This window comes from Streptococcus sp. 11-4097, assembly GCF_018215285.2.
GTDB lineage: Bacteria > Bacillota > Bacilli > Lactobacillales > Streptococcaceae > Streptococcus.
This window is the reverse complement of record NZ_CP185262.1, coordinates 1,107,139-1,129,552: the sequence shown is the minus strand read 5'-3', so window position 1 is coordinate 1,129,552 and position 22,414 is coordinate 1,107,139. Positions and strand designations below refer to the sequence as shown.

Annotated in this window: 21 protein-coding genes and 1 pseudogene; 20 read left to right on the top strand and 2 right to left on the bottom strand. The window is 39.1% G+C overall.

Going from position 1 to position 22,414, the window contains the following annotated elements; genetic code table 11:
• The first annotated feature begins 68 nt into the window (after positions 1-68).
• The 7 genes from pulA to KB197_RS05580 all read left to right on the top strand — a co-directional run bounded on the left by pulA (position 69) and on the right by KB197_RS05580 (position 10,108).
• Entirely contained in the window at positions 69-2,348 is a 2,280-nt protein-coding gene (pulA, locus tag KB197_RS05610) for a type I pullulanase (RefSeq protein WP_212573798.1), read from the top strand.
• Positions 2,349-2,661: 313 nt separating this feature from the next.
• Complete coding sequence (glgB, locus tag KB197_RS05605; protein WP_212573797.1) at positions 2,662-4,590, top strand: 1,4-alpha-glucan branching protein GlgB; 1,929 nt, start codon at positions 2,662-2,664, stop codon at positions 4,588-4,590.
• A complete protein-coding gene (locus tag KB197_RS05600; RefSeq protein ID WP_064276129.1) occupies positions 4,580-5,722 on the top strand; it encodes a glucose-1-phosphate adenylyltransferase in 1,143 nt (380 codons plus the stop codon). The genes glgB and KB197_RS05600 overlap by 11 nt, the downstream gene beginning before the upstream one ends.
• A complete protein-coding gene (glgD, locus tag KB197_RS05595; protein ID WP_064276131.1) occupies positions 5,712-6,851 on the top strand; it encodes a glucose-1-phosphate adenylyltransferase subunit GlgD in 1,140 nt (379 codons plus the stop codon). Before KB197_RS05600 ends, glgD begins: the two co-directional genes overlap by 11 nt.
• The gene (gene glgA / locus KB197_RS05590) at positions 6,848-8,281 is read left to right on the top strand and encodes a glycogen synthase GlgA (RefSeq protein ID WP_212573796.1); all 1,434 of its coding nucleotides are present in this window, start codon (positions 6,848-6,850) and stop codon (positions 8,279-8,281) included. Before glgD ends, glgA begins: the two co-directional genes overlap by 4 nt.
• Before the next feature lie 58 nt (positions 8,282-8,339).
• Positions 8,340-8,984, top strand: coding sequence for a phosphoserine phosphatase SerB (gene serB / locus KB197_RS05585; protein ID WP_064276134.1), 645 nt, complete (start codon positions 8,340-8,342; stop codon positions 8,982-8,984).
• 8 nt (positions 8,985-8,992) lie between these two features.
• Positions 8,993-10,108, top strand: a complete 1,116-nt coding sequence (locus KB197_RS05580; RefSeq protein ID WP_064276136.1) for a glycerate kinase — start codon at positions 8,993-8,995, stop codon at positions 10,106-10,108.
• Here the strand turns inward: KB197_RS05580 and KB197_RS05575 are convergent.
• Entirely contained in the window at positions 10,105-10,551 is a 447-nt protein-coding gene (locus tag KB197_RS05575) for a DUF1694 domain-containing protein (protein ID WP_064276137.1), read from the bottom strand. The genes KB197_RS05580 and KB197_RS05575 overlap by 4 nt on opposite strands.
• A gap of 163 nt (positions 10,552-10,714) precedes the next feature.
• On the opposite strand from KB197_RS05575, the gene eno reads away from it, so the two are divergent.
• Entirely contained in the window at positions 10,715-12,019 is a 1,305-nt protein-coding gene (eno, locus tag KB197_RS05570) for a surface-displayed alpha-enolase (RefSeq protein ID WP_000022822.1), read from the top strand.
• Positions 12,020-12,181: 162 nt separating this feature from the next.
• On the opposite strand, the gene KB197_RS05565 is transcribed toward eno, so the two are convergent.
• A complete protein-coding gene (locus tag KB197_RS05565; protein WP_212574075.1) occupies positions 12,182-13,438 on the bottom strand; it encodes an ISL3 family transposase in 1,257 nt (418 codons plus the stop codon).
• A 180-nt stretch (positions 13,439-13,618) separates the two neighbouring features.
• Here KB197_RS05565 and KB197_RS05560 point away from each other — a divergent pair, with 180 nt between their 5' ends.
• The 12 genes and pseudogenes from KB197_RS05560 (at position 13,619) to pdrM (ending at position 22,373) form a co-directional block, all read left to right on the top strand.
• Positions 13,619-14,113 carry a YkgJ family cysteine cluster protein gene (locus KB197_RS05560; protein WP_000031481.1) on the top strand — a complete coding sequence of 165 codons (495 nt, stop codon included), beginning with the start codon at positions 13,619-13,621 and terminating at the stop codon, positions 14,111-14,113.
• A gap of 56 nt (positions 14,114-14,169) precedes the next feature.
• The gene (locus tag KB197_RS05555) at positions 14,170-14,715 is read left to right on the top strand and encodes a ClbS/DfsB family four-helix bundle protein (RefSeq protein WP_064276139.1); all 546 of its coding nucleotides are present in this window, start codon (positions 14,170-14,172) and stop codon (positions 14,713-14,715) included.
• A 267-nt stretch (positions 14,716-14,982) separates the two neighbouring features.
• Positions 14,983-15,462, top strand: a pseudogene (locus tag KB197_RS05550) (hypothetical protein); the annotation flags it as partial.
• A gap of 217 nt (positions 15,463-15,679) precedes the next feature.
• Entirely contained in the window at positions 15,680-16,186 is a 507-nt protein-coding gene (locus KB197_RS05545; protein ID WP_064276141.1) for a hypothetical protein, read from the top strand.
• On the top strand, positions 16,161-16,541 hold the full coding sequence (locus KB197_RS05540) for a hypothetical protein (protein WP_064276143.1): 381 nt from the start codon (positions 16,161-16,163) through the stop codon (positions 16,539-16,541). Before KB197_RS05545 ends, KB197_RS05540 begins: the two co-directional genes overlap by 26 nt.
• 336 nt (positions 16,542-16,877) lie before the next feature.
• Positions 16,878-17,204 (top strand): Imm40 family immunity protein, encoded by a 327-nt coding sequence (imm40, locus tag KB197_RS05535; RefSeq protein WP_064276145.1) that lies wholly within the window; start codon positions 16,878-16,880, stop codon positions 17,202-17,204.
• Between the two features lie 29 nt (positions 17,205-17,233).
• A complete protein-coding gene (locus tag KB197_RS05530) occupies positions 17,234-17,554 on the top strand; it encodes an immunity protein Imm33 domain-containing protein (RefSeq protein WP_064276147.1) in 321 nt (106 codons plus the stop codon).
• Between the two features lie 253 nt (positions 17,555-17,807).
• Positions 17,808-18,500: a YjjG family noncanonical pyrimidine nucleotidase gene (locus KB197_RS05525; RefSeq protein WP_064276149.1), complete on the top strand. Its 693-nt coding sequence runs from the start codon at positions 17,808-17,810 to the stop codon at positions 18,498-18,500.
• Positions 18,501-18,561: 61 nt separating this feature from the next.
• Positions 18,562-19,215 (top strand): uracil-DNA glycosylase, encoded by a 654-nt coding sequence (locus tag KB197_RS05520; RefSeq protein WP_064276151.1) that lies wholly within the window; start codon positions 18,562-18,564, stop codon positions 19,213-19,215.
• A gap of 9 nt (positions 19,216-19,224) precedes the next feature.
• Entirely contained in the window at positions 19,225-19,689 is a 465-nt protein-coding gene (locus KB197_RS05515) for an NUDIX hydrolase (RefSeq protein WP_001135786.1), read from the top strand.
• 12 nt (positions 19,690-19,701) lie between these two features.
• Positions 19,702-20,970 carry a dihydroorotase gene (locus KB197_RS05510; RefSeq protein WP_064276153.1) on the top strand — a complete coding sequence of 423 codons (1,269 nt, stop codon included), beginning with the start codon at positions 19,702-19,704 and terminating at the stop codon, positions 20,968-20,970.
• Positions 20,971-21,011: 41 nt separating this feature from the next.
• The gene (pdrM, locus tag KB197_RS05505) at positions 21,012-22,373 is read left to right on the top strand and encodes a sodium-coupled multidrug efflux MATE transporter PdrM (RefSeq protein WP_064276155.1); all 1,362 of its coding nucleotides are present in this window, start codon (positions 21,012-21,014) and stop codon (positions 22,371-22,373) included.
• The last annotated feature ends 41 nt before the right edge of the window (positions 22,374-22,414 follow it).

The following is a 22,414-nucleotide window of genomic DNA, read 5'->3' as shown; positions in this document are numbered from 1 at the left end:
GACAAAATCGGTCAAGAATTTATTAGTCAAATAGAGACAAATTAAGAAGTAAAAAGGAAAAATAAAAAATGTATAACTACCCTATGCGCATTCATTACCATCGTAAGAATGGAGAATACGACACTTGCTCTTTTGTAAAAAGTCAGGACCAGCGGATTGATTTGCTGACCTACAAAGAAGATTATTTTGGTGCCTTATTTAGTTTTGAACATCCAAGTGCTCACGCCCTAGAAAGCTTGAATTTTGTGGTTCATACAGGTCAAAGCAGTAAAGAATATGCTATCCGTTTTAATCACTATCCCCTCTTAACAGAGGTCTGGATTTTGGAAGGGGATGATAGGATTTATTACTCTGAAAATCCTGCTATTGCCAGTCCTTTCTATAAGAATCAAAATCCTTTTGCCTTTGATAAGGCTATTAATAGTGCCAGTTTTGACCATCATTGGGGTTACCAAGGGGAATTGGGGTGCCGTGTAGAGGATAATCAAGCGCATTTTGCTCTCTGGGCTCCGACAGCGACAGAAGTGCAGGTAGTTGTTTATGAATCAGCTACTAATGATGCACCAGTTTGGAAAACTTTTGAGATGGAAAGAGGCAATAGCTACTCCTATAATCATAAGGACAATACAATCGGTGTCTGGAGTTTGGAGGTTGAGGAAGATTTGGCTGGTAAGGCTTATCAGTATCAAGTTCAATTCCCTCATCACCAAACCTTGACACGTGATCCTTACACTATTGCGACCAGTCCTGACGGCAAACGTTCAGCAATCCTTAGCCATGAAGAAAAGCAAGTTGCAAACTTCGAGGTCAAGCACGGTTCTGATGCTACTTGGCGCTTGGCAAATTCATGTAAGGCAGTTATTTGTGAAATGCACATTCGTGATTTGACCAAATCTCCGACCTCAGGTGTGGATGAACATCTTAGAGGAACATTCTTAGGTGCTGCTCAGACTGGAACGGTTAACCAGTATGGCCAGTCAACTGCTTTTGATTACATCAAGAAGCTGGGCTACAATTATGTTCAGTTGCAACCAATCGCAGATCGTCACAAAGAATACGATGAGGACGGGAATGTAACCTACAACTGGGGCTATGACCCACAAAACTATAACGCACCAGAAACAAGCCTTTCAACTAATCCAGATGATCCAGCTCAGGTTATTCGTGATTTGAAGACCATGGTTCAAGCTTATCACGATGCAGGTATTGGTGTTATTATGGATGTGGTCTATAACCATACCTTCTCAGTTGTTGATGCACCTTTCCAAACAACAGTCCCTGATTACTATTATCGTATGAATCCAGACGGTACCTTCCAGAATGGAACAGGTGTTGGAAATGAAACAGCCAGTGAACACGAAATGTTCCGCAAGTATATGATTGATTCTCTTCTATACTGGGTGCAGGAATACAATATTGACGGCTTCCGTTTTGATTTGATGGGGATTCATGATGTTAAGACCATGCAGATGATTCGTCAAAGTTTGGACGAAATTGATCCTAACATTATCCTTTATGGAGAAGGTTGGGATATGGGAACAGGTCTTGCCCCTTATGATAAGGCTAAGAAAGACAATGCCTACCAGATGCCAAATATTGGTTTCTTTAATGACAATCAGCGTGATGCTGTCAAAGGTGGAGAAGTTTACGGTGCAATTAAATCAGGTTTTGTCAGCGGTGCTGCGACAGAGCCAATTCTTGCCAAAGCAATCCTAGGCAGTCGTGAATTAGGTACCTATACACATCCAAACCAAGTACTTAACTATGTGGAAGCCCATGACAATTACAATCTTCACGATTTGTTGGCAACCCTACATCCAGACCAAAGTTCAGAGCAAATCATGCGCAAGGTTGAGACAGCCACAGCTATGAACCTACTCATGCAAGGGATGGCCTTTATGGAAATCGGTCAAGAATTTGGTCGTACCAAACTGGTTGCGACTGGTGAAAATGGTGAGTTGACCCATGATGATAGAGAACGTGCTATGAATAGCTATAATGCTCCAGACAGTGTGAACCAAGTGAACTGGGACTTGATTAATGAGCGTCAAGATAGTATTGCGTTTATCCGTCAGATGATTCGATTGAAGACAGAAAGCAGTGCCTTTTCTTACCCAACTTATGATGAGATTTACCATCATGTTTTTGTTCATTCAGCCAACGAACATAGTGGTTGGATTGTCTATGAGATTCAAGGGGAAGAACATTTACTGGTTGTATTTAATGCTAAAGGGCAAGACTTCCAGTTTGAAAATGCTGGAAATCTAGAACTATTGGTGACTAATAGCCATTTAAGTGATAAAGACATGGTTGGTGGCGTCAGTGCCAGCGTCTTTAAAGTTTTGTAGAATAGATTTTCAATTTAAATTCATTTGTGGTGCTTTATCTGTTAATAAAATCAGGAGATTCGTTTCCTGATTTATTTTTTTACTTAAAATTATATTTTTGTTAGCTAAATAACGAACTTTGTGATAGTATTATTAAAAAACAATTCGTTTTCAAAGCGTTTCTGAAAATTTCTTGATTTACAAGTGAATACATCAGTGAATTTGTTGAAGACTTTCAAAAGATTTTTTTGCAAATTTCGTAATTTACTTGAATCTTCCCTAAAAAGGTAGTATAATAAATCTATAGAAAACGCTTACAGAATTAGGAGGGTGTATGGATAAGAATAATGCTTTAAAAACCTTTATGACAGGTGAAAATTTTCACCTCCAGCACTATCTGGGAGCTCATAGGGAAGAAAAAAATGGAGAGTATGGCTATACTTTTCGTGTGTGGGCGCCTAATGCTCAGGCTGTTCACTTGGTAGGGGATTTCACCAATTGGGTTGAAAATCAAATTCCGATGGAACGGAATGAATTTGGAGTATGGGAAGTCTTTACCAGTCTTGCTCAAGAAGGCCAAATTTATAAGTACCATATCACACGTGCAAATGGTCATCAGCTGATGAAGATTGACCCTTTGGCTGTACGGTATGAGGCACGACCTGGGACTGGTGCTATTTTAACAGATATTCCAGAAAAGAAATGGAAGGATGGTCTCTGGCTAGCCCGTAGAAAACGCTTGAGCTTTGAAGAGCGTCCTGTTAATATTTACGAGGCTCATGCTGGCTCTTGGAAGAGAAATCCTGATGGCAGCCCCTATAGTTTTGCTCAATTGAAAGATGAACTCATTCCTTACTTGGTTGAGATGAACTATACTCACATTGAGTTTATGCCCCTGATGTCTCACCCACTAGGTTTGAGTTGGGGCTATCAGCTTATGGGTTACTTTGCTCTAGAGCATGCCTATGGTCGCCCTGAAGAGTTTCAAGATTTTGTTGAGGAATGTCACTTAAACAATATAGGCGTTATTGTAGACTGGGTACCTGGTCACTTCACTATTAACGACGATGCCTTAGCTTATTATGATGGAACACCGACTTTTGAATACCAAGACCATAATAAGGCTCATAACTACGGTTGGGGAGCACTCAATTTTGACCTTGGAAAGAATGAAGTTCAGTCTTTCTTGATTTCTAGTATTAAGTTTTGGATTGATTTTTATCATTTAGATGGTATTCGCGTGGATGCGGTTAGCAACATGCTCTATCTTGACTACGATGATGCTCCATGGACACCTAATAAAGATGGTGGCAATCTCAACTATGAAGGATATTATTTCCTTCAACGCTTGAATAATGTGATTAAACTAGTTCATCCAGATGTGATGATGATTGCAGAAGAAAGCTCATCTGCAACACAGATTACTGACACCAAGGATTCAGATGGTCTTGGCTTCGACTACAAATGGAATATGGGTTGGATGAATGATATCCTACGTTTCTATGAAGAAGATCCGATTTATCGTAAATATGACTTTAACCTGGTGACTTTCAGCTTTATGTATGTCTTCAAGGAGAATTATCTCCTACCATTCTCGCACGATGAAGTGGTTCATGGTAAGAAGAGTATGATGCACAAGATGTGGGGAGATCGCTACAATCAATTCGCAGGCTTGCGCAATCTCTACACTTACCAAATTTGTCACCCTGGTAAGAAATTGCTCTTCATGGGTAGTGAATATGGGCAATTCCTAGAATGGAAATCTGAAGAACAGTTGGAATGGTCTAATCTAGAAGATCCAATGAATGCTAAGATGAAGTATTTCACTTCTCAGCTAAACCAGTTTTACAAAGACCACCGCTGTCTGTGGGAAATCGATACCAGCTATGATGGTATTGAAATCATCGATGCGGATAATCGAGATCAGAGTGTTCTTTCCTTCATCCGTAAGGGTAAGAAGGATGATATGTTAGTCTGTATCTTTAATATGGCACCTGTTGAACGAAAAGATTTTACAATCGGACTTCCTGTTGCAGGGATTTACGAAGAAGTCTGGAATACTGAGTTAGAAGAGTGGGGAGGCGTTTGGAAAGAACACAATCAAACTGTGCAAACGCAAGAAGGTCTATGGAAAGATTATGAGCAGACCTTGACCTTTACCCTACCGGCTATGGGAGCAAGTGTTTGGAAAATCAAACGTCGCTTGAAACCTACTAAAACCGTCACAAGTAAAAACCAAAAAGGAGTAGAAAATGAAGAATGAAATGTTAGCTTTGATTCTTGCTGGTGGGCAAGGAACTCGTCTCGGTAAACTCACTCAAAGCATTGCAAAACCAGCTGTGCAATTTGGTGGGCGCTACCGTATCATTGACTTTGCTCTCTCAAACTGTGCCAACTCAGGCATCAACAATGTTGGAGTCATCACCCAGTATCAACCACTTGCTCTCAACAATCATATCGGGAATGGTTCAAGCTGGGGACTAGACGGTATCAATTCTGGTGTCTCTATTCTTCAACCTTATTCTGCAAGTGAAGGAAATCGTTGGTTTGAGGGGACTAGCCACGCTATTTACCAAAATATCGACTATATCGACAGTGTTAATCCTGAGTATGTCTTAATTCTATCTGGGGACCACATCTACAAAATGGATTATGATGATATGCTCCAGTCTCACAAGGATAATAATGCCAGCTTGACAGTAGCGGTTTTAGACGTCCCTCTTAAAGAAGCAAGCCGTTTTGGTATCATGAATACCGATGCTAACAATCGTATTGTAGAATTTGAAGAGAAACCAGCCCAACCTAAATCTACCAAAGCCTCTATGGGGATTTACATTTTTGATTGGCAACGTCTGCGCAATATGTTAGTCGCTGCTGAAAAGAGCAATGTGGATATGTCAGACTTCGGTAAAAATGTCATTCCAAATTACCTTGAGTCAGGTGAAAGTGTCTATGCCTATGAATTTAATGGTTACTGGAAAGATGTTGGTACTATTGAGTCGCTTTGGGAAGCCAACATGGAGTACATTTCTCCAGAAAATGCCTTGGATAGCCGTAACCGTCAATGGAAGATTTACTCAAGAAACTTGATTTCACCACCAAACTTCCTTGGTGCAAATGCTCATGTGGAAGATTCTTTGGTTGTCGATGGCTGTTTTGTCGATGGAGCTGTCAAACATTCTATCCTTTCAACAGGGGCGCAAGTTCGCGAAGGGGCAGAAGTTGTTGATTCAGTTATTATGAGTGGAGCAATTGTTGGTCAGGGAGCTAAAATCAAACGTGCCATTATTGGTGAAGGTGCAGTTATTTCTGATGGTGTCGAAATTGATGGAACAGAAGAAGTACAAGTTGTAGGATATGACGAAGTAGTGGGGGTAGCAACAGATGAAGATTGATAAATATTCTGCCATTTTAGGAAACACAGTTGGTTTTCATGATATGTCAACACTGACAGACCATCGTCCAGTAGCTAGTTTGCCTTTTGGTGGTAAATATCGCTTGATTGACTTCCCGCTTTCAAGTCTTGCTAATGCTGGTGTGCGTAGTATTTTCGGTATTTTCCAACAAGACAATATCAGCTCCGTCTTTGACCATATCCGTTCTGGGCGTGAGTGGGGCTTGTCAACCCTTCTTAGCCACTATTATCTAGGTATTTACAATACCCGTGTGGAAAGTAGTACAGTTGGAAAAGAATACTATCATCAGCTTCTTACTTATTTGAAACGTTCTGGTTCAAACCAAACAGTTTCACTTAACTGTGATGTTTTGATTAATATTGATCTGAACCAAGTATTCCACCTACACAGTGCAAATAAGGGGCCTATCACTGTAGTTTATAAAAAACTACCTAAAAAAGATATTTCCGAAGTAAATGCAATCTTGGAAGTGGATGAAACAGACCATGTTCGTTCTCACAAACTCTTTGATAGTAAATCAACAGATGAAGTTTACAATATGTCTACAGATATCTTTGTCGTTGATACACCGTGGTTGATTGAACGCTTAGAAGAAGAAGCTAAGAAAGAACATCCAGAGAAATTGCGTTATGTTTTACGGGATTTAGCTGCAAAAGAAGGGGCTTTTGCCTACGAGTACACAGGTTATCTAGCAAATATTCATTCTGTAGAGTCTTATTACAAAGCTAACAAAGATATGCTTGAATCACAAAAATTCTACTCTCTCTTCTCACCAAATCAAAAGATTTATACAAAGGTCAAGAATGAAGAACCGACCTACTATGCTAATACATCTAAGGTAAGCACTTCTCAGTTTGCCTCTGGTAGTATCATTGAAGGTCAAGTGGCTAATTCTGTTTTATCACGTAATATTCATGTCCATAAGGATAGCTTGGTTAAAGATAGCATCTTATTCCCTCGTGTTGTTATTGGAGAAGGTGCTCAGGTAGAATATGCTATCTTGGACAAGGGTGTTGAAGTTGCGGATGGAGTTGTGATCCGTGGAACTGCAGAACATCCAGTCGTCGTTAAGAAAGGTGCTAAAGTAACAGAGGATATTCATTCATGAAAATTTTATTTGTAGCAGCGGAGGGTGCACCCTTTTCAAAAACAGGTGGTTTGGGAGACGTCATTGGCGCTCTTCCAAAATCACTGGTAAAAGCAGGACATGAAGTTGCAGTAATTCTCCCCTACTATGATATGGTAGAGGCTAAATTTGGAAATCAGATTGAAGATCTTCTTCATTTTGAGGTGAGTGTTGGTTGGCGCAGACAGTATTGTGGAATTAAGAAAACCGTCTTAAACGGTGTAACCTTCTACTTTATTGACAACCAATATTATTTCTTCCGTGGTCATGTTTACGGTGATTTTGATGACGGAGAACGCTTTGCTTTCTTCCAACTGGCTGCCATTGAGGCTATGGAAAGAATTGACTTTATTCCTGACCTTCTCCATGTTCATGACTACCATACAGCTATGATTCCTTTCTTGTTAAAGGAAAAATACCGTTGGATTCAAGCCTATGAGGGCATTAAAACAGTTTTAACCATTCATAATTTGGAATTCCAGGGACAATTTTCAGAAGGAATGTTGGGTGATTTGTTTGGAGTTGGCTTTGAACGTTATGCTGATGGTACCCTTCGCTGGAACAACTGTCTGAACTGGATGAAGGCTGGTATTCTTTACGCAGACCGTGTGTCAACTGTTTCACCTAGTTATGCTCATGAAATTATGACTAGTCAGTTTGGATGTAACTTGGATCAGATTCTTAGGATGGAGTCTGGTAAAGTTTCTGGTATCGTGAATGGGATTGATGCTGACCTTTATAATCCTCAGACGGATGCCCTTTTAGACTATCATTTTAATCAGGAAGATCTGTCTGGAAAAGCCAAGAATAAGGCAAAATTACAAGAGAGAGTTGGCTTGCCAGTTAGAGCTGACGTTCCACTGGTGGGAATTGTTTCTCGTTTGACACGTCAAAAAGGTTTTGATGTGGTGGTCGAAAGTCTTCACCATATCTTGCAAAATGATGTTCAGATTGTTCTTTTGGGAACTGGAGACCCAGCTTTTGAGGGTGCTTTCTCATGGTTTGCTCAAATCTATCCAGACAAGCTATCAGCAAATATCACTTTTGATGTCAAACTAGCTCAAGAAATCTACGCAGCTTGTGACCTCTTCCTCATGCCAAGTCGTTTTGAACCATGTGGCTTGTCTCAGATGATGGCTATGCGTTATGGAACCTTGCCATTGGTCCATGAAGTTGGTGGCTTGCGAGATACCGTTAAAGCCTTTAATCCAATCGAAGGAAGCGGCACTGGCTTTAGCTTTGACAATCTATCTCCTTACTGGTTGAATTGGACTTTCCAAACAGCTTTGGACTTGTATAGAAACCATCCTGATGTTTGGAGAAACTTACAAAAACAAGCTATGGAGTGTGATTTCTCATGGGATACTGCCTGCAAATCATACCTTGACTTGTACCATAGTTTAGTTAACTAATAGATAAAATCGTATGATGACTTCATACGATTTTTGGGCTGTTTAGAGAGGAGAGCTTATGTCTCAAATAAAAGGCTTGTGTATCATGGATGTTGACGGCACCTTAATCCTAGAAGAAGTGATTGACCTTTTGGGAAGAGAGGCATGTTGTGAGGAGGAAATTTCGCAGCTTACAAGTCAGGCGATGCAAGGGGAGTTAGACTTTGAAAGCAGTTTACGTAAAAGAGTTTCCTTGTTGAAAGGTCTTCCTGTTTCGGTCTTTGCGAAAGTTTTTAACTCTATTCATTTAACGCCAAATGCCCGGGAATTCATTTCCATTATCCAAAAGAATGGCATCCTAGTTGGTCTGGTGTCTGGTGGATTTACACCAATAGTTGAGAGACTAGCTAAATCCCTTGGCATTACCCATTTCTCTGCCAACCAACTTGAAGTCAAAGAAGATTTTTTAACAGGGGAATTAGTTGGACAAATTATCAGTCCCGAGGTCAAACAAGCAACTCTAGAACAATGGAGAAAGGAACTCAAACTCCCTAAAGAAAGAACAGTTGCAATCGGTGATGGGGCCAATGATCTATTGATGTTGAAATCTGCAGGCCTGGGAATTGCTTTTTGTGCTAAAGAAGTGCTGAAAAAAGAAATACCACATCATGTTGACAAGAGGGATTTTTTAGAAGTTCTTCCTTTGATTGACTGTTTAGAATGAGGAAAAATATGAAGATTGTAATTGCACCAGATTCGTTTAAGGAAAGTTTGACTGCAGAGCAGGTTGCTGAAGCTATTAAGAGAGGCTTCCAACAATCGATAGCAGATGTAGACTGTCTCCTCTGCCCTGTTGGTGATGGTGGAGAAGGCACTGTAGATGCTATTCGACATTCTCTCGATCTTGAAGAAAAATGGTTCCAAGTTACAGGACCTTTTGGACAAAAAGAAGCCATACGCTATTTTCAAAAAGGGGAATTAGCTTTATTTGAAGTAGCTGATTTGGTTGGCCTTGGAAAAATTCAGCTAGAGAAACGAAAGCCACTGCAAATCCAAACTCGCGGTATTGGAGAGTTGATTTGCCACCTCATTGATCAAGGAATTAAAGATATCTATATTGGCGTTGGTGGTACGGCCAGTAATGATGGAGGACTGGGGATTGCTGCTGGTTTAGGTTATCAATTTTATGATAGGGATGGGAATGCCTTGACTGCTTGCGGTCAATCCTTATTAAACCTTTCTTCTGTTTCAACAGAAAATTGCTATGAAATTCTTGAAGATGTTCAAATTCGTATTTTAGCAGATGTCGCGAGTCCCTTATGTGGTCCTCAAGGTGCGACCTACACGTTTGGCAAGCAAAAAGGCCTAGATCCTACTATGTTTGAGGCCGTAGATCAGGTGATACAAAATTTTTATAAAAAAGTCTCACCTGCAACATTAGAACTTAAAGGAGCAGGAGCTGGTGGAGGCATTGCTGGTGGTTTATGTGCCTTTGCTCAAGCAAGTATCGTTTCTGGGATTGACACCTGTTTAGATTTGATTGACTTTGATAAGAAAGTTGCAGATGCTGACTTGGTTATTGTTGGAGAAGGAAGGTTAGATTGTCAAAGTTTAGCAGGTAAAGCACCAATTGGTGTAGCAAAAAGAACCCCTGTCGGAGTTCCTGTTATTGCTATTTGCGGTAGTCTCGCTGAAGATTTACCTTCCCTACCATTTGAAAATATCCAAGCTGCCTTTTCTATTTTGGAGAAAAGTGAACCACTAGAAGATAGTCTGAAAAAAGCAAGTCTCTATTTAGAGCATACTGCTGCTAATATTGGACATTTATTAAAGATGCCTAAGATTTAGCCAAACCATTTCTTCCAGATGGATGTTTTGACGGGTTCTTCCTTTTTAACTTCCCAAAGTTTTGGAAAAGCAAGTCGAAGGTCTTTTTCTTCTACTTGAACTGGTGTATTGGTGTGAATAACCAAACCGAAAGGAGAAGAAGTGTGCTCTTCAGATACTATGGTAGCTTGGCTATCAATTTCTTTTGCTTCTTTTAAGTAGAAAACTTGTTTGTCAAATTCGATAGTTGGTGAAATCTTTACAAATAGAGGCTTAGCCTTTTCTTGAAGTTTTTCTAAGATAGATAAAAATCCTTTTTCTAATTGAGGGCTATTTGCCGTGTCAATATCTGCATAGCCAAGAACTCTTTCTTCAAAAGTACCAAGATAGCGTCTTTGCTCATCTGGATTTAATTTTGGTCCACCATGAGCTTTTTCAAGTAATTGTTTTGATAAATCTGTCATGAAAACAGTATATCATAAAAGTTAGAATAAAACAGACAAAAGAAAGCGATTACTTTATAAAGTTAAGGAAAATTTGCACAAAGATAACGTTTTTTCTTGAAAAAGGAGGGGTTTTAAGGTATTATAGAGGTGTAAAAAATTTAACTCATAAGGAGAGTAAAAAATGTCAATTATTACTGATGTTTACGCTCGCGAAGTCCTAGACTCACGCGGTAACCCAACACTTGAAGTAGAAGTTTACACTGAATCAGGTGCTTTCGGACGTGGTATGGTTCCATCAGGAGCTTCTACTGGTGAACACGAAGCAGTTGAACTTCGCGACGGTGACAAATCTCGTTACGGTGGTCTTGGTACACAAAAAGCTGTTGACAACGTAAACAACATCATTGCTGAAGCTATCATCGGCTACGATGTACGTGACCAACAAGCTATCGACCGTGCTATGATCGCACTTGACGGTACTCCTAACAAAGGTAAATTGGGTGCTAACGCAATCCTTGGTGTGTCTATCGCTGTAGCTCGTGCTGCTGCTGACTACCTTGAAATCCCACTTTACAGCTACCTTGGTGGATTCAACACTAAAGTTCTTCCAACTCCAATGATGAACATCATTAACGGTGGTTCTCACTCTGACGCTCCAATCGCTTTCCAAGAATTCATGATCGTACCTGCTGGTGCACCATCATTCAAAGAAGCTCTTCGTTGGGGTGCTGAAATCTTCCACGCTCTTAAGAAAATCCTTAAATCTCGTGGTCTTGAAACAGCCGTAGGTGATGAAGGTGGATTCGCTCCTCGTTTCGAAGGAACTGAAGACGGAGTTGAAACTATCCTTGCTGCTATCGAAGCTGCTGGATATGTTCCAGGTAAAGACGTATTTATCGGATTTGACTGTGCTTCATCAGAATTCTACGATAAAGAACGTAAAGTATACGACTACACTAAATTTGAAGGTGAAGGCGCTGCTGTTCGTACATCTGCAGAACAAATCGACTACCTTGAAGAATTGGTTAACAAATACCCAATCATCACTATCGAAGATGGTATGGATGAAAACGACTGGGATGGTTGGAAAGCTCTTACTGAACGTCTTGGTAAGAAAGTACAACTTGTTGGTGACGACTTCTTCGTAACAAACACTGACTACCTTGCACGTGGTATCCAAGAAGGTGCTGCTAACTCAATCCTTATCAAAGTTAACCAAATCGGTACTCTTACTGAAACTTTTGAAGCTATCGAAATGGCTAAAGAAGCTGGTTACACTGCCGTTGTATCACACCGTTCAGGTGAAACTGAAGATTCAACAATCGCTGACATCGCAGTTGCAACTAACGCAGGACAAATCAAGACTGGTTCACTTTCACGTACAGACCGTATCGCTAAATACAACCAATTGCTTCGCATCGAAGACCAACTTGGTGAAGTAGCAGAATACCGTGGATTGAAATCATTCTACAACCTTAAAAAATAAAATAGTTCAGTGAACTATTTTATCCCGAACCTTGAAATTCAAAAGTTCGGCTGTTGATTTAATAACGTTTCTAGCCCCTCGGATTTTATCCGAAGGGCTATTTTTGTATTTAGGGGGCAAAAAAGGGGGGCTCTTTGTCAACTGTAGTGGGTTGAAGAAAAGCTAAGATCGAGAAAGGACACATTTCGTCCTTTCTTTTTTGATATTGAGAGCGATAAAAATCCGTTTTTTGAAGTTTTCAAAGTTCCGAAAACCAAAGGCATTTCGCTTGATAAGTTTGATGAGATTATTGGTCGCTTCCAATTTGGCGTTGGAATAGGGTAGTTGAAGGGCGTTGACAATCTTTTCTTTATCCTTGAGGAAGGTTTTAAAGACAGTCTGAAAAAGAGGATGAACCTGCTTTAGATTGTCCTCAATAAGTCCGAAGAATTTGTCTGGCTCCTTGTTCTGAAAGTGAAAAAGTAAGAGCTGATAGAGATTGTAGTGGTGTCTCAAGTCTTCTGAATAGCTCAAAAGCTTGTCTAGAATTTCTTTATTTGTTAAGTGCATGCGAAAAGTAGGGCGATAAAAACGTTTATCACTGAGTTTACGACTATCCTGCTGTATGAGCTTCCAGTAGCGCTTGATGGCTTTGTATTCATGGGATTTTCGCTCAAATTGATTCATGATTTGGACACGAACACGACTCATAGCACGGCTTAAGTGTTGTACAATGTGAAATCGATCTAGAACGATTTTAGCACATGGAAAAAGCTGTTTAGCCAAGGCATAATAAGGACTAAACATATCCATCGTAATGATTTTCACCTGACAACGAACAGCTCGCTCGTAGCGCAGAAAGTGATTTCGTATGATAGCCTGTGTTCTGCCTTCAAGAACAGTGATGATGTTAAGATTATCAAAATCTTGTGCAATGAAACTCATCTTTCCCTTGGTAAAGGCATACTCGTCCCAAGACATAATCTCTGGAAGACGAGAAAAATCATGCTTAAAACGGAAGTCATTAAGCTTGCGAATGACAGTTGAAGTTGAAATAGCCAGTTGATGAGCGATATCGGTCATAGAAGTTTTTTCAATCAATTTTTGCGCAATTTTTTGGTTGATAATACGAGGAATTTGGTGATTTTTCTCGACGAGAGAGGTCTGTGAGACCATCATTTTAGAGCAATGATAGCACTTGAAACGACGCTTTTTAAGGAGGATTCTGGTAGGCATACCAGTTGTTTCAAGGTAAGGAATTTTCGATGGTTTTTGGAAGTCATATTTCTTCATTTGACTTCCACATTCAGGACAAGATGGGGCCTCATAATCCAGTTTAGCGATGATTTCCTTGTGGGTATCTCTATTAACAACATCCATAATTTGGACATTAGGGTCTTTGATATCGAGTAGTTTTGTGATAAAATGTAATGGTTCCATATGATTCTTTCTAATGAGTTGTTTCGTCGCTTTTCATTATAGGTCATATGGGACTTTTTTTCTACACAAAAATAGGCTCCATAATATCTATAGGGGATTTACCCACTACAAATATTATAGAGCCAAAAGGGGCAGTATTTATGGTATAATAGACAAAAATACGTGAATTAGAAAGAAATCATGTCTAAAGAAATTGATATTGAGTACTACCACCAGCTAGCCTTACAAAAGCAGAAGGAGCATCGAAAAGTTTTAGCCAATTTAAAGAAAAAACCTCCTAAAAATCTAGACAAGATAGCCCAGCAGATTCACCAAGAAGTTTTTGAGGAGATTGATTGCACTGCCTGTGCCAACTGTTGCAAGACATTGGGACCCGACTTCAAGGAAGCAGACATCACTCGTATTGCTAAGTACTTTAAGATGAAATTACCTGCTTTTGAAGCGGAGTTTCTGCAGGTAGATGAAGATGGTGATAAGGTTTTTAAATCCATGCCTTGTCCCTTTTTAGGAGGAGATAATCTCTGTTCCATCTATGACGTTCGTCCAAAGGCCTGTCGTGAATTTCCTCATACAGACAGGAAAAAGATCCATCAAATCAACCATTTGACGATTAAGAATACTTTGACCTGTCCAGCAGCCTATCTCTTTGTTGAGAAATTAAAGGATAAGTTATAGAGATTTAAAGGATAAAAAATCTCTAATAATAACTAGAGATATGAAGGGAGAACTCTGTGCCTAGACCGAAAACAAAAGAGGAGCTAGTGCTGGCCTCTAAGGAAAACTATGAAAAGCTCAAACGTTTCATCTCCCAACTAAGTGAAGATGAGCTACAGACTCCATTTGATTTTTCAAGAGACCCAAAGAAAAAAGAAGCTCACTGGAAAAGGGATAAAAATCTACGGGATGTCTTGATCCATCTTTATGAATGGCAGCAGTTACTTTTGACTTGGGTACATTCTAATCAAGAAGGTCAAGAAAGACCTTTTCTCCCTGAATCTTATAATTGGAAAACTTATGGAGAAATGAATGTCGCTTTTTGGAAGAAGCACCAGAAAATCTCCTTAGAAGAAGCGACTAGACTCCTAGAACAATCACATAGGGAGGTTTTAGAATTGATAGAAGTTTTTAGCAATGACGACCTCTTTACCAAAGGTGTCTATAAGTGGACGGGAGGAACAAGTCTAGGTTCCTACTTTGTCAGTAGCACGTCAAGCCACTATGATTGGGCTAGCAAAAAACTCAAAGCACATCAGAAGAATTGTAAGTGTCGTAGTTGATGTGTGTATGTGTTTTTCTAAGTTTCGAATATCTTAGTTTTCCTTGTTTAGAGCAATTCTAGCTTTAGAATCTTTCAAAAATTAAAATTTAAGGCTATCATGGACTTAGAATAGTACGCAAACATTTGTTTTAAAGTAATTCTAAATTTAGAATTATATTGATATTAAAATAATCAGGCTGTTCGATTCTTAGAATGCCTTTATTCTGAGAAATGTTGACTATAAACTGGTTCGAATGGAGTTTTTCTGATATAGGATGATAGATAGGTGGGTGAGATGATGCACATACAAAAAGAGAAAGTGAGAAGAGAGTTGGTGTCCCTCTGTTTGGGAGAGTTCACAGCCGTCCTATCTATTTGGTTTTGTTTTTTCCTTTTGAAAAATCGGCTTGGTGATTGGAATAGTCTAGCAACCATTCTCTATCCTTTGTCTTTACTGACATTTATATTGCTTCAAGGTTCAATCTATTGGGCGATTTTGATTAGAAGACTCTCGAAACCTAAGTTCGGAAGCGCTAGTGTCCACAAACTATATGGTGGTTTCAGAATACTAGACCTTGTTTTACTTATTTCAGGCTTTCCTTTTATTGTCTGGAATACCCAGAGTGTTCAAGTGGCTCTCCTAGCCACACTGATACAACTTTTAGCCCTAATCGAATGGATCAATTATTTCTTCCTACGCCTATCTTATAGTTTGAACCCACTTGTTTTATGGAAACGAATTACCAAGGGAAAACTTGAAAAAGCACTCGATGCAGTAGACGCAGTCAATGATGCTTCAAAAGCTACAAAGGCAGCTGATAAAGCGTCAGATGCTGCCCGTGTGGTGGATAAAGTAGATGATGTCAAAGATGGGATAAGGGTTGTAGTAAGACCAACTAGTAAAGAGGGAATCCCAACATTAGAGTTTCAGTTTAAATCTCCTTATAAAATTAGATACTAATAATATTAGTAAGAGGTATAACATGTCTGATATATTAAAACGAATAGATTCAGCTGCCCGCTCTTTTATTTCTGATAAATCAAGAAGTGAAAAGTATGTAAAAAATGAGAAATATATAAAATGGGGAAATTTTTTTGAGGATAGATATGAGTCCGAAGCAGAATTTAGTGAAAATACCGATTATGAACTAGCTACGATTTTTCTAAAAGGGAGTAAGCATTCGTTAAATTTTAAATTTCCTTTTAGCCATTGTTATCAAATAATGGACAGAAGAATCTTTTCAATATTTTGCCAAACTTCTCATTTAAATAAATTAGATAAAGACTATCCTATTTATCGAATAGAAAATAGTTCTTTAATTGAATATATTATTCATAGTTCAGGAGGATTATTAGAAAAAAATGAATTGGAACATTACCGAGTTGTTTCTAGTAATTTGATTTTTGACATAATTTTGTGTCAAGGGGAAGAGATTCAAGTTAATATAGAAGAGGTGGAAGATAGTGAATTGGGTGAATATCGGAAATAAGATTGAAAGCGATTGGTATGAATTACGTTGTAAATTAGACAAAGGAACTCACCTAAAAATTTATCTAGATGGATTAAAGAATCAGGATAATCATTTTTATATTGATTTTAGGAATGTATTCTTTTGTAAAGCTATTGATGAAAGTTGGGATTTAAATCCTAGTGAGATTTTAGATAATAACAATATGGAATCTATTGTTAAAGGAGTTCTTGTTGAACTTACTCATAGTCAGTTAAGGGATAAATTACAACAAGTATATTTCAAAACCTTTCATCATTATCAAGTAATTGGTATTAATTTTGGGATAGATGTAATTTCTGAGAAATTTCCCCTTATTTTCAAGTTGGAAAAGTGATTGTTATTTAGTATCTAAGACTATTGGAATTTAATTAAGTTAATAAATTGAAAAGTTCTAAGTATTTCAGAAATAATTTACTTAAAATGTTTTTGAAAAACTCTGATAGGGAAATTAAATTGCATCCATATTTTTAGTAGAATTGAAAAATTTATAAGGTTTTAGAGATAAATATTAAAGAAATTATTTTAAAAGAGACATCATATGAAATAGTTCAATTCAAACTTTGGAGATTATAAATGAGAACTATTATTTTACAAATATATTATAAAAACATTGAACTGATTAGAGAGTGCCAACTTACTATCGTTGATAGCAAAATAGGAGTCCAATCATATGAAACTAGGTAAATTTAATTTTGAAAATAGATGTCAGTCGCTAGCAGAATTGGGTGTTGCAAGTTATGCATATACATATCAAGATATGTTGGCATATGTTGACTGGATAGAGACGAAAAAGTTTATGATTCTTGGTGGCGATGTCTATGTAGAAGAAGATGAAGGACTTGAATTGACTTATGATAGCTGGTATTATGCTCATAAAAATAATGATAGCGACTTACTCCAGTCAATTTCTGTAGCAAAAGATTATATCAACCAGTATACAGATAGTAATGGAAAACATTTTTATTTTACAGTAGTACTTCAGAATAGATGGAATTGATAGTATAATAGCAATTAGAGGTCATAAATATGAGTAAAATAGGAATTGGATTAGGTGCTTCAATAGTGTCTAATAATATTTTAAAAAATAAGGCGAATATAAAATGGATATTCCGAGAGGATTCCGTTGATGAACTAGATAATGGATGGCGTTTTTTTTCCAAAATAGATACTGAAGAGTATCTATCACATTCAGAAAATATGTCAGTATGTGACTGGAGTACAATTGTTGAAATAGAACCTGCGGTATTATCAATTTTTAACATGCCTATTGGAACAGAACTCATACTTATTTACGAAGGTGAGAAGAAGTATTTCTTAGATTCAAATACTGGCGAAAAAATTTTTTAATAGAATTGGTATAGATTTAAGGATATTGAAAAATTAATATAAATTTCTTATTGAAAATCTAGTTTATTAAACCACTTTCTAATAATTAAAATCTTACTTAAGAATGTGATAAATTTTAAATAACCTATCCATTTGTAATAGAACCATAGATAAAACTCTCGAAGAAGGATTTCTAATTTCTTCAAGAGTTTTATGTTTAGATATTTTCATTTATGCTATAATGTTCTTAATGAATTTTCATAAAGGAAACTTAATGTCCTACAAATTTCTACTTTTCGACCTTGACCACACTCTTCTTGATTTTGATGCTGCTGAGGATGTGGCTCTAACGCAACTCCTAAAAGAAGAAGGAGTTGCAGATATTCAGGATTATAAAGACTACTATGTTCCTATGAACAAGGCTCTCTGGAAGGACTTGGAGCAAAAGAAAATCAGTAAACAAGAGCTGGTTAACACGCGCTTTTCTCGTTTATTTGCTCATTTTGGACAGGAAAAAGATGGTAGTTTTATAGCCCAGCGTTACCAATTTTACCTAGCCCAACAGGGACAAACTCTTTCAGGCGCTCATGAACTCTTAGACAGCCTTATCGAGAGAGATTATGAGCTATATGTTGCGACAAATGGCATTACTGCTATTCAGACAGGTCGTTTGGCTGAATCAGGCCTTGCTCCCTATTTCAACCAAGTCTTTATCTCTGAACAGTTGCAAACACAAAAACCGGATGCTCTTTTCTATGAAAAAATCGGGCAGCAGATTACAGGCTTTAGCAAAGAAAAGACGCTGATGATTGGAGATTCTCTAACCGCCGACATTCAAGGCGGCAATAATGCGGGGATTGACACTATCTGGTACAACCCTCATCACCTAGAAAATCACACACAAGCCCAGCCAACCTACGAAATCCATTCTTACAAAGACTTGCTGGATTGTTTAGATAAACTGTAAAAAGTGGTTTAGATAGCCACTTTTTGCTATAATAGAGGCAGTAAAAACGAAGGAGTCGGCTATGGAACACTCGTCTTGGCATGCTTTGATTAAGGCACAATTACCTGAGGGTTATTTCGGGAAAATCAATCAGTTTATGGAGCAGGTCTATTCTCAAGGGACTATTTATCCACCCAAGGAAAAGGTTTTTCAGGCTCTCTTGACCACACCCCTAGAAGACGTTAAGGTGGTGATTCTAGGGCAAGATCCCTATCACGGGCCAGGTCAAGCGCAGGGCTTGAGTTTTTCTGTACCTGACTCTATCCCAGCTCCGCCATCCTTGCAAAATATCTTGAAAGAATTGTCAGATGATATCGGGGTTAAGAAATCCCATGATTTAACGTCTTGGGCTGAGCAAGGAGTCTTACTTCTTAATACTTGTTTGACGGTTCCTTCTGGACAGGCCAATGGTCATGCTGGTCAGATATGGGAGACATTTACAGATGCTGTGATTCAGGTGGTCAATCATCTAGATAAACCAGTAGTCTTTATACTCTGGGGAGCCTACGCACGCAGAAAAAAGGCTCTGGTTACCAATCCTCAGCACTTGATTATCGAATCAGCCCATCCCAGTCCTTTATCTGTTTACAGAGGATTTTGGGGTTCCAAGCCTTTTTCCAAGGCTAATGCATTCTTAACAGAAACAGGACAAGAGCCAATCGATTGGCTTAGATAAGGAGAGAATATGCCTCAGTTAGCGACGATTTGCTACATTGATAACGGGAAAGAATTGCTCATGCTCCACCGTAATAAGAAACCCAATGATGTTCATAAAGGAAAATGGATTGGTGTGGGTGGTAAGCTAGAGCGTGGTGAGACCCCTCAGGAATGTGCTGCGCGTGAAATCCTTGAAGAAACAGGGCTTAAAGCCAAGCCAGTTCTAAAAGGTGTTATCACTTTTCCTGAATTTACACCAGATTTAGACTGGTACACCTATGTTTTTAAAGTAACAGAGTTTGAGGGGGACTTGATTGACTGCAATGAGGGGACGCTAGAATGGGTTCCCTATGATGAGGTACTGAGCAAGCCGACTTGGGAAGGGGATCACACCTTTGTTGAGTGGCTTTTAGAGGATAAACCCTTCTTTTCAGCCAAGTTTGTTTATGATGGGGATAAATTGTTGGATACCCAAGTTGATTTCTATGAATAAAGGAGAAAGCAGATGCTACTAATTAAAAATGGTCGTGTAATGGATCCCAAGTCTGGTTTGGATCAAGTGTGTGATGTCTTGGTCCAAGATGGGAAAATTATCAAAATTGCGCCTGAGGTCAAGGAAGAAGGAGCCGAAATAATTGATGCTACTGGTCTTGTAGTTGCTCCTGGCTTGGTCGATATTCATGTTCATTTCCGTGAACCTGGACAAACTCATAAAGAAGATATCCATACGGGTGCCCTAGCAGCCGCTGCAGGTGGTTTTACCACGGTTGTCATGATGGCTAATACTAGTCCAACCATTTCAGACGTTGAGACTTTGCAAGAAGTTCTCCAGTCAGCTGCCAAAGAGAAGATTAATGTTAAGACGGTTGCGACCATTACCAAGAATTTTAATGGGCAAGATTTGACTGACTTTCAGGCACTTTTAGAAGCTGGTGCGGTTGGCTTTTCTGATGACGGTATTCCGCTTGAGAGCAGTAAAGTTGTCAAGGAAGCCATGGAGGAAGCTAAAAAGCTTAATACCTTTATTAGTCTTCATGAGGAAGATCCAGGTTTGAATGGTGTTCTTGGCTTTAACGAAAATATTGCTAAAGAATATTTCCATATCTGCGGTGCGACTGGGGTAGCTGAGTATGCTATGATGGCGCGTGATGTCATGATTGCCTATGCAACCAAGGCCCATGTTCATATTCAGCATTTGTCTAAGGAAGAAAGTGTTAAAGTAGTGGAGTTTGCTCAGGGGCTAGGTGCGCAAGTCACAGCAGAAGTAGCGCCACAGCATTTTTCTAAGACAGAAGCACTTCTTTTGACACAAGGTAGCAATGCTAAGATGAATCCTCCGCTTCGTTTGGAATCAGATCGTCGTGCTGTTATCGAAGGTCTTAAATCAGGCGTCATCACAGTTATCGCGACTGACCATGCGCCTCACCATGCGGATGAAAAAAATGTTGAGGATATTACCAAAGCGCCATCTGGTATGACTGGTTTAGAAACATCACTGTCCCTTGGATTGACCTATTTAGTGGAAGCTGGTGAGTTAAGATTGATGGAATTACTTGAAAAAATGACATACAACCCATCCAAGCTTTATAACTTTGAAGCAGGTTACTTGGCTGAGAATGGTCCAGCGGACATCACTATTTTTGATGCTAAGGCTGACCGCCTTGTGGACTCCCATTTTGCTTCGAAAGCAGCTAATTCACCATTCATCGGTGAAACCTTAAAAGGGCAGGTTAAATATACCATCTGTAAGGGACAAATCGTCTATCAAAACTAGGTGGGAGTCTGCTCTGTAAACCAAAAGAATAGAGAGCCTATATGTACCAAACCCATCATTTTAAAGACAAGTTTATCTTATTTTTAAAGATATTTTTCCCTATCCTGATTTATCAATTTGCAAATTATTCTGCCTCCTTTGTTGATACGACTATGACAGGCCAATACAGTACCACGGACTTGGCTGGTGTGTCTATGGCAACCAGTATCTGGAACCCCTTCTTTACATTCCTAACAGGGATTGTATCGGCCTTGGTGCCCATCATTGGTCACCATCTTGGTCGAGGGAAAAAGGAAGAAGTAGCGTCAGATTTTTACCAGTTTATCTATCTGGCCCTGGGTCTATCTGTAGTCTTGCTGGGACTAGTACTTTTCCTGGCACCACCTGTTTTGAATCATATTGGGTTAGAAGCTCGAGTGGCAGCAGTAGCGGTTCGCTATCTCTGGTTTTTATCTATTGGGATTATCCCCTTATTGCTTTTTAGCGTTATTCGCTCCTTGCTGGATTCGCTGGGCTTGACTAAACTGTCCATGTATCTTATGCTTTTGTTACTTCCTCTCAATAGTGGATTTAACTATCTTTTGATTTACGGTGCCTTTGGTGTTCCAGAGTTGGGAGGTGCTGGGTCAGGTTTAGGGACTTCTTTGGCCTACTGGGTCTTGTTGGGAATTTCTGTTCTGGTTTTATTTAAACAGGAGAAGCTCAAAGCCTTGCATCTTGAGAAACGCATTCCGCTTAATATGGATAAAATCAAGGAAGGGGTTCGCTTAGGTCTCCCTATTGGGGGAACGGTCTTTGCGGAAGTAGCTATCTTTTCCGTGGTTGGTTTGATTATGGCTAAGTTCTCGTCTTTGATTATTGCTAGTCACCAGTCAGCTATGAACTTTTCATCTCTCATGTACGCCTTTCCTATGAGTATCTCATCGGCTATGGCCATTGTCGTGTCTTATGAAGTGGGAGCCAAGCGATTTGATGATGCAAAAACCTACATTGGTCTAGGAAGATGGACTGCCCTCATTTTTGCGGCCTTCACCTTAACCTTCCTTTACATTTTTAGAGGAAATGTGGCCAGTCTTTATGGTAACGACCCAGAATTTATCGATTTGACAGCACGCTTTTTGACTTACAGCCTTTTCTTCCAGTTAGCAGATACCTTTGCGGCACCGCTTCAGGGAATTTTGCGGGGTTATAAGGATACAGTTATTCCTTTTTACCTTGGTTTGGTTGGTTATTGGGGCGTAGCAATCCCAGTAGCTATGGTCTTTGATTCCCTAACAGATTTTGGAGCTTATTCTTATTGGATCGGCTTGATTATTAGTTTGGTTGTGAGTGGGGTTCTCTACCGTTGGCGTTTAACTGTGATTATGAAGAGATTTGAATCTTTAGAAAAATCTAAACGCTAAAAAGTTTGTGAAAAAATATTCTTGATAAGGAAATCCCTTGT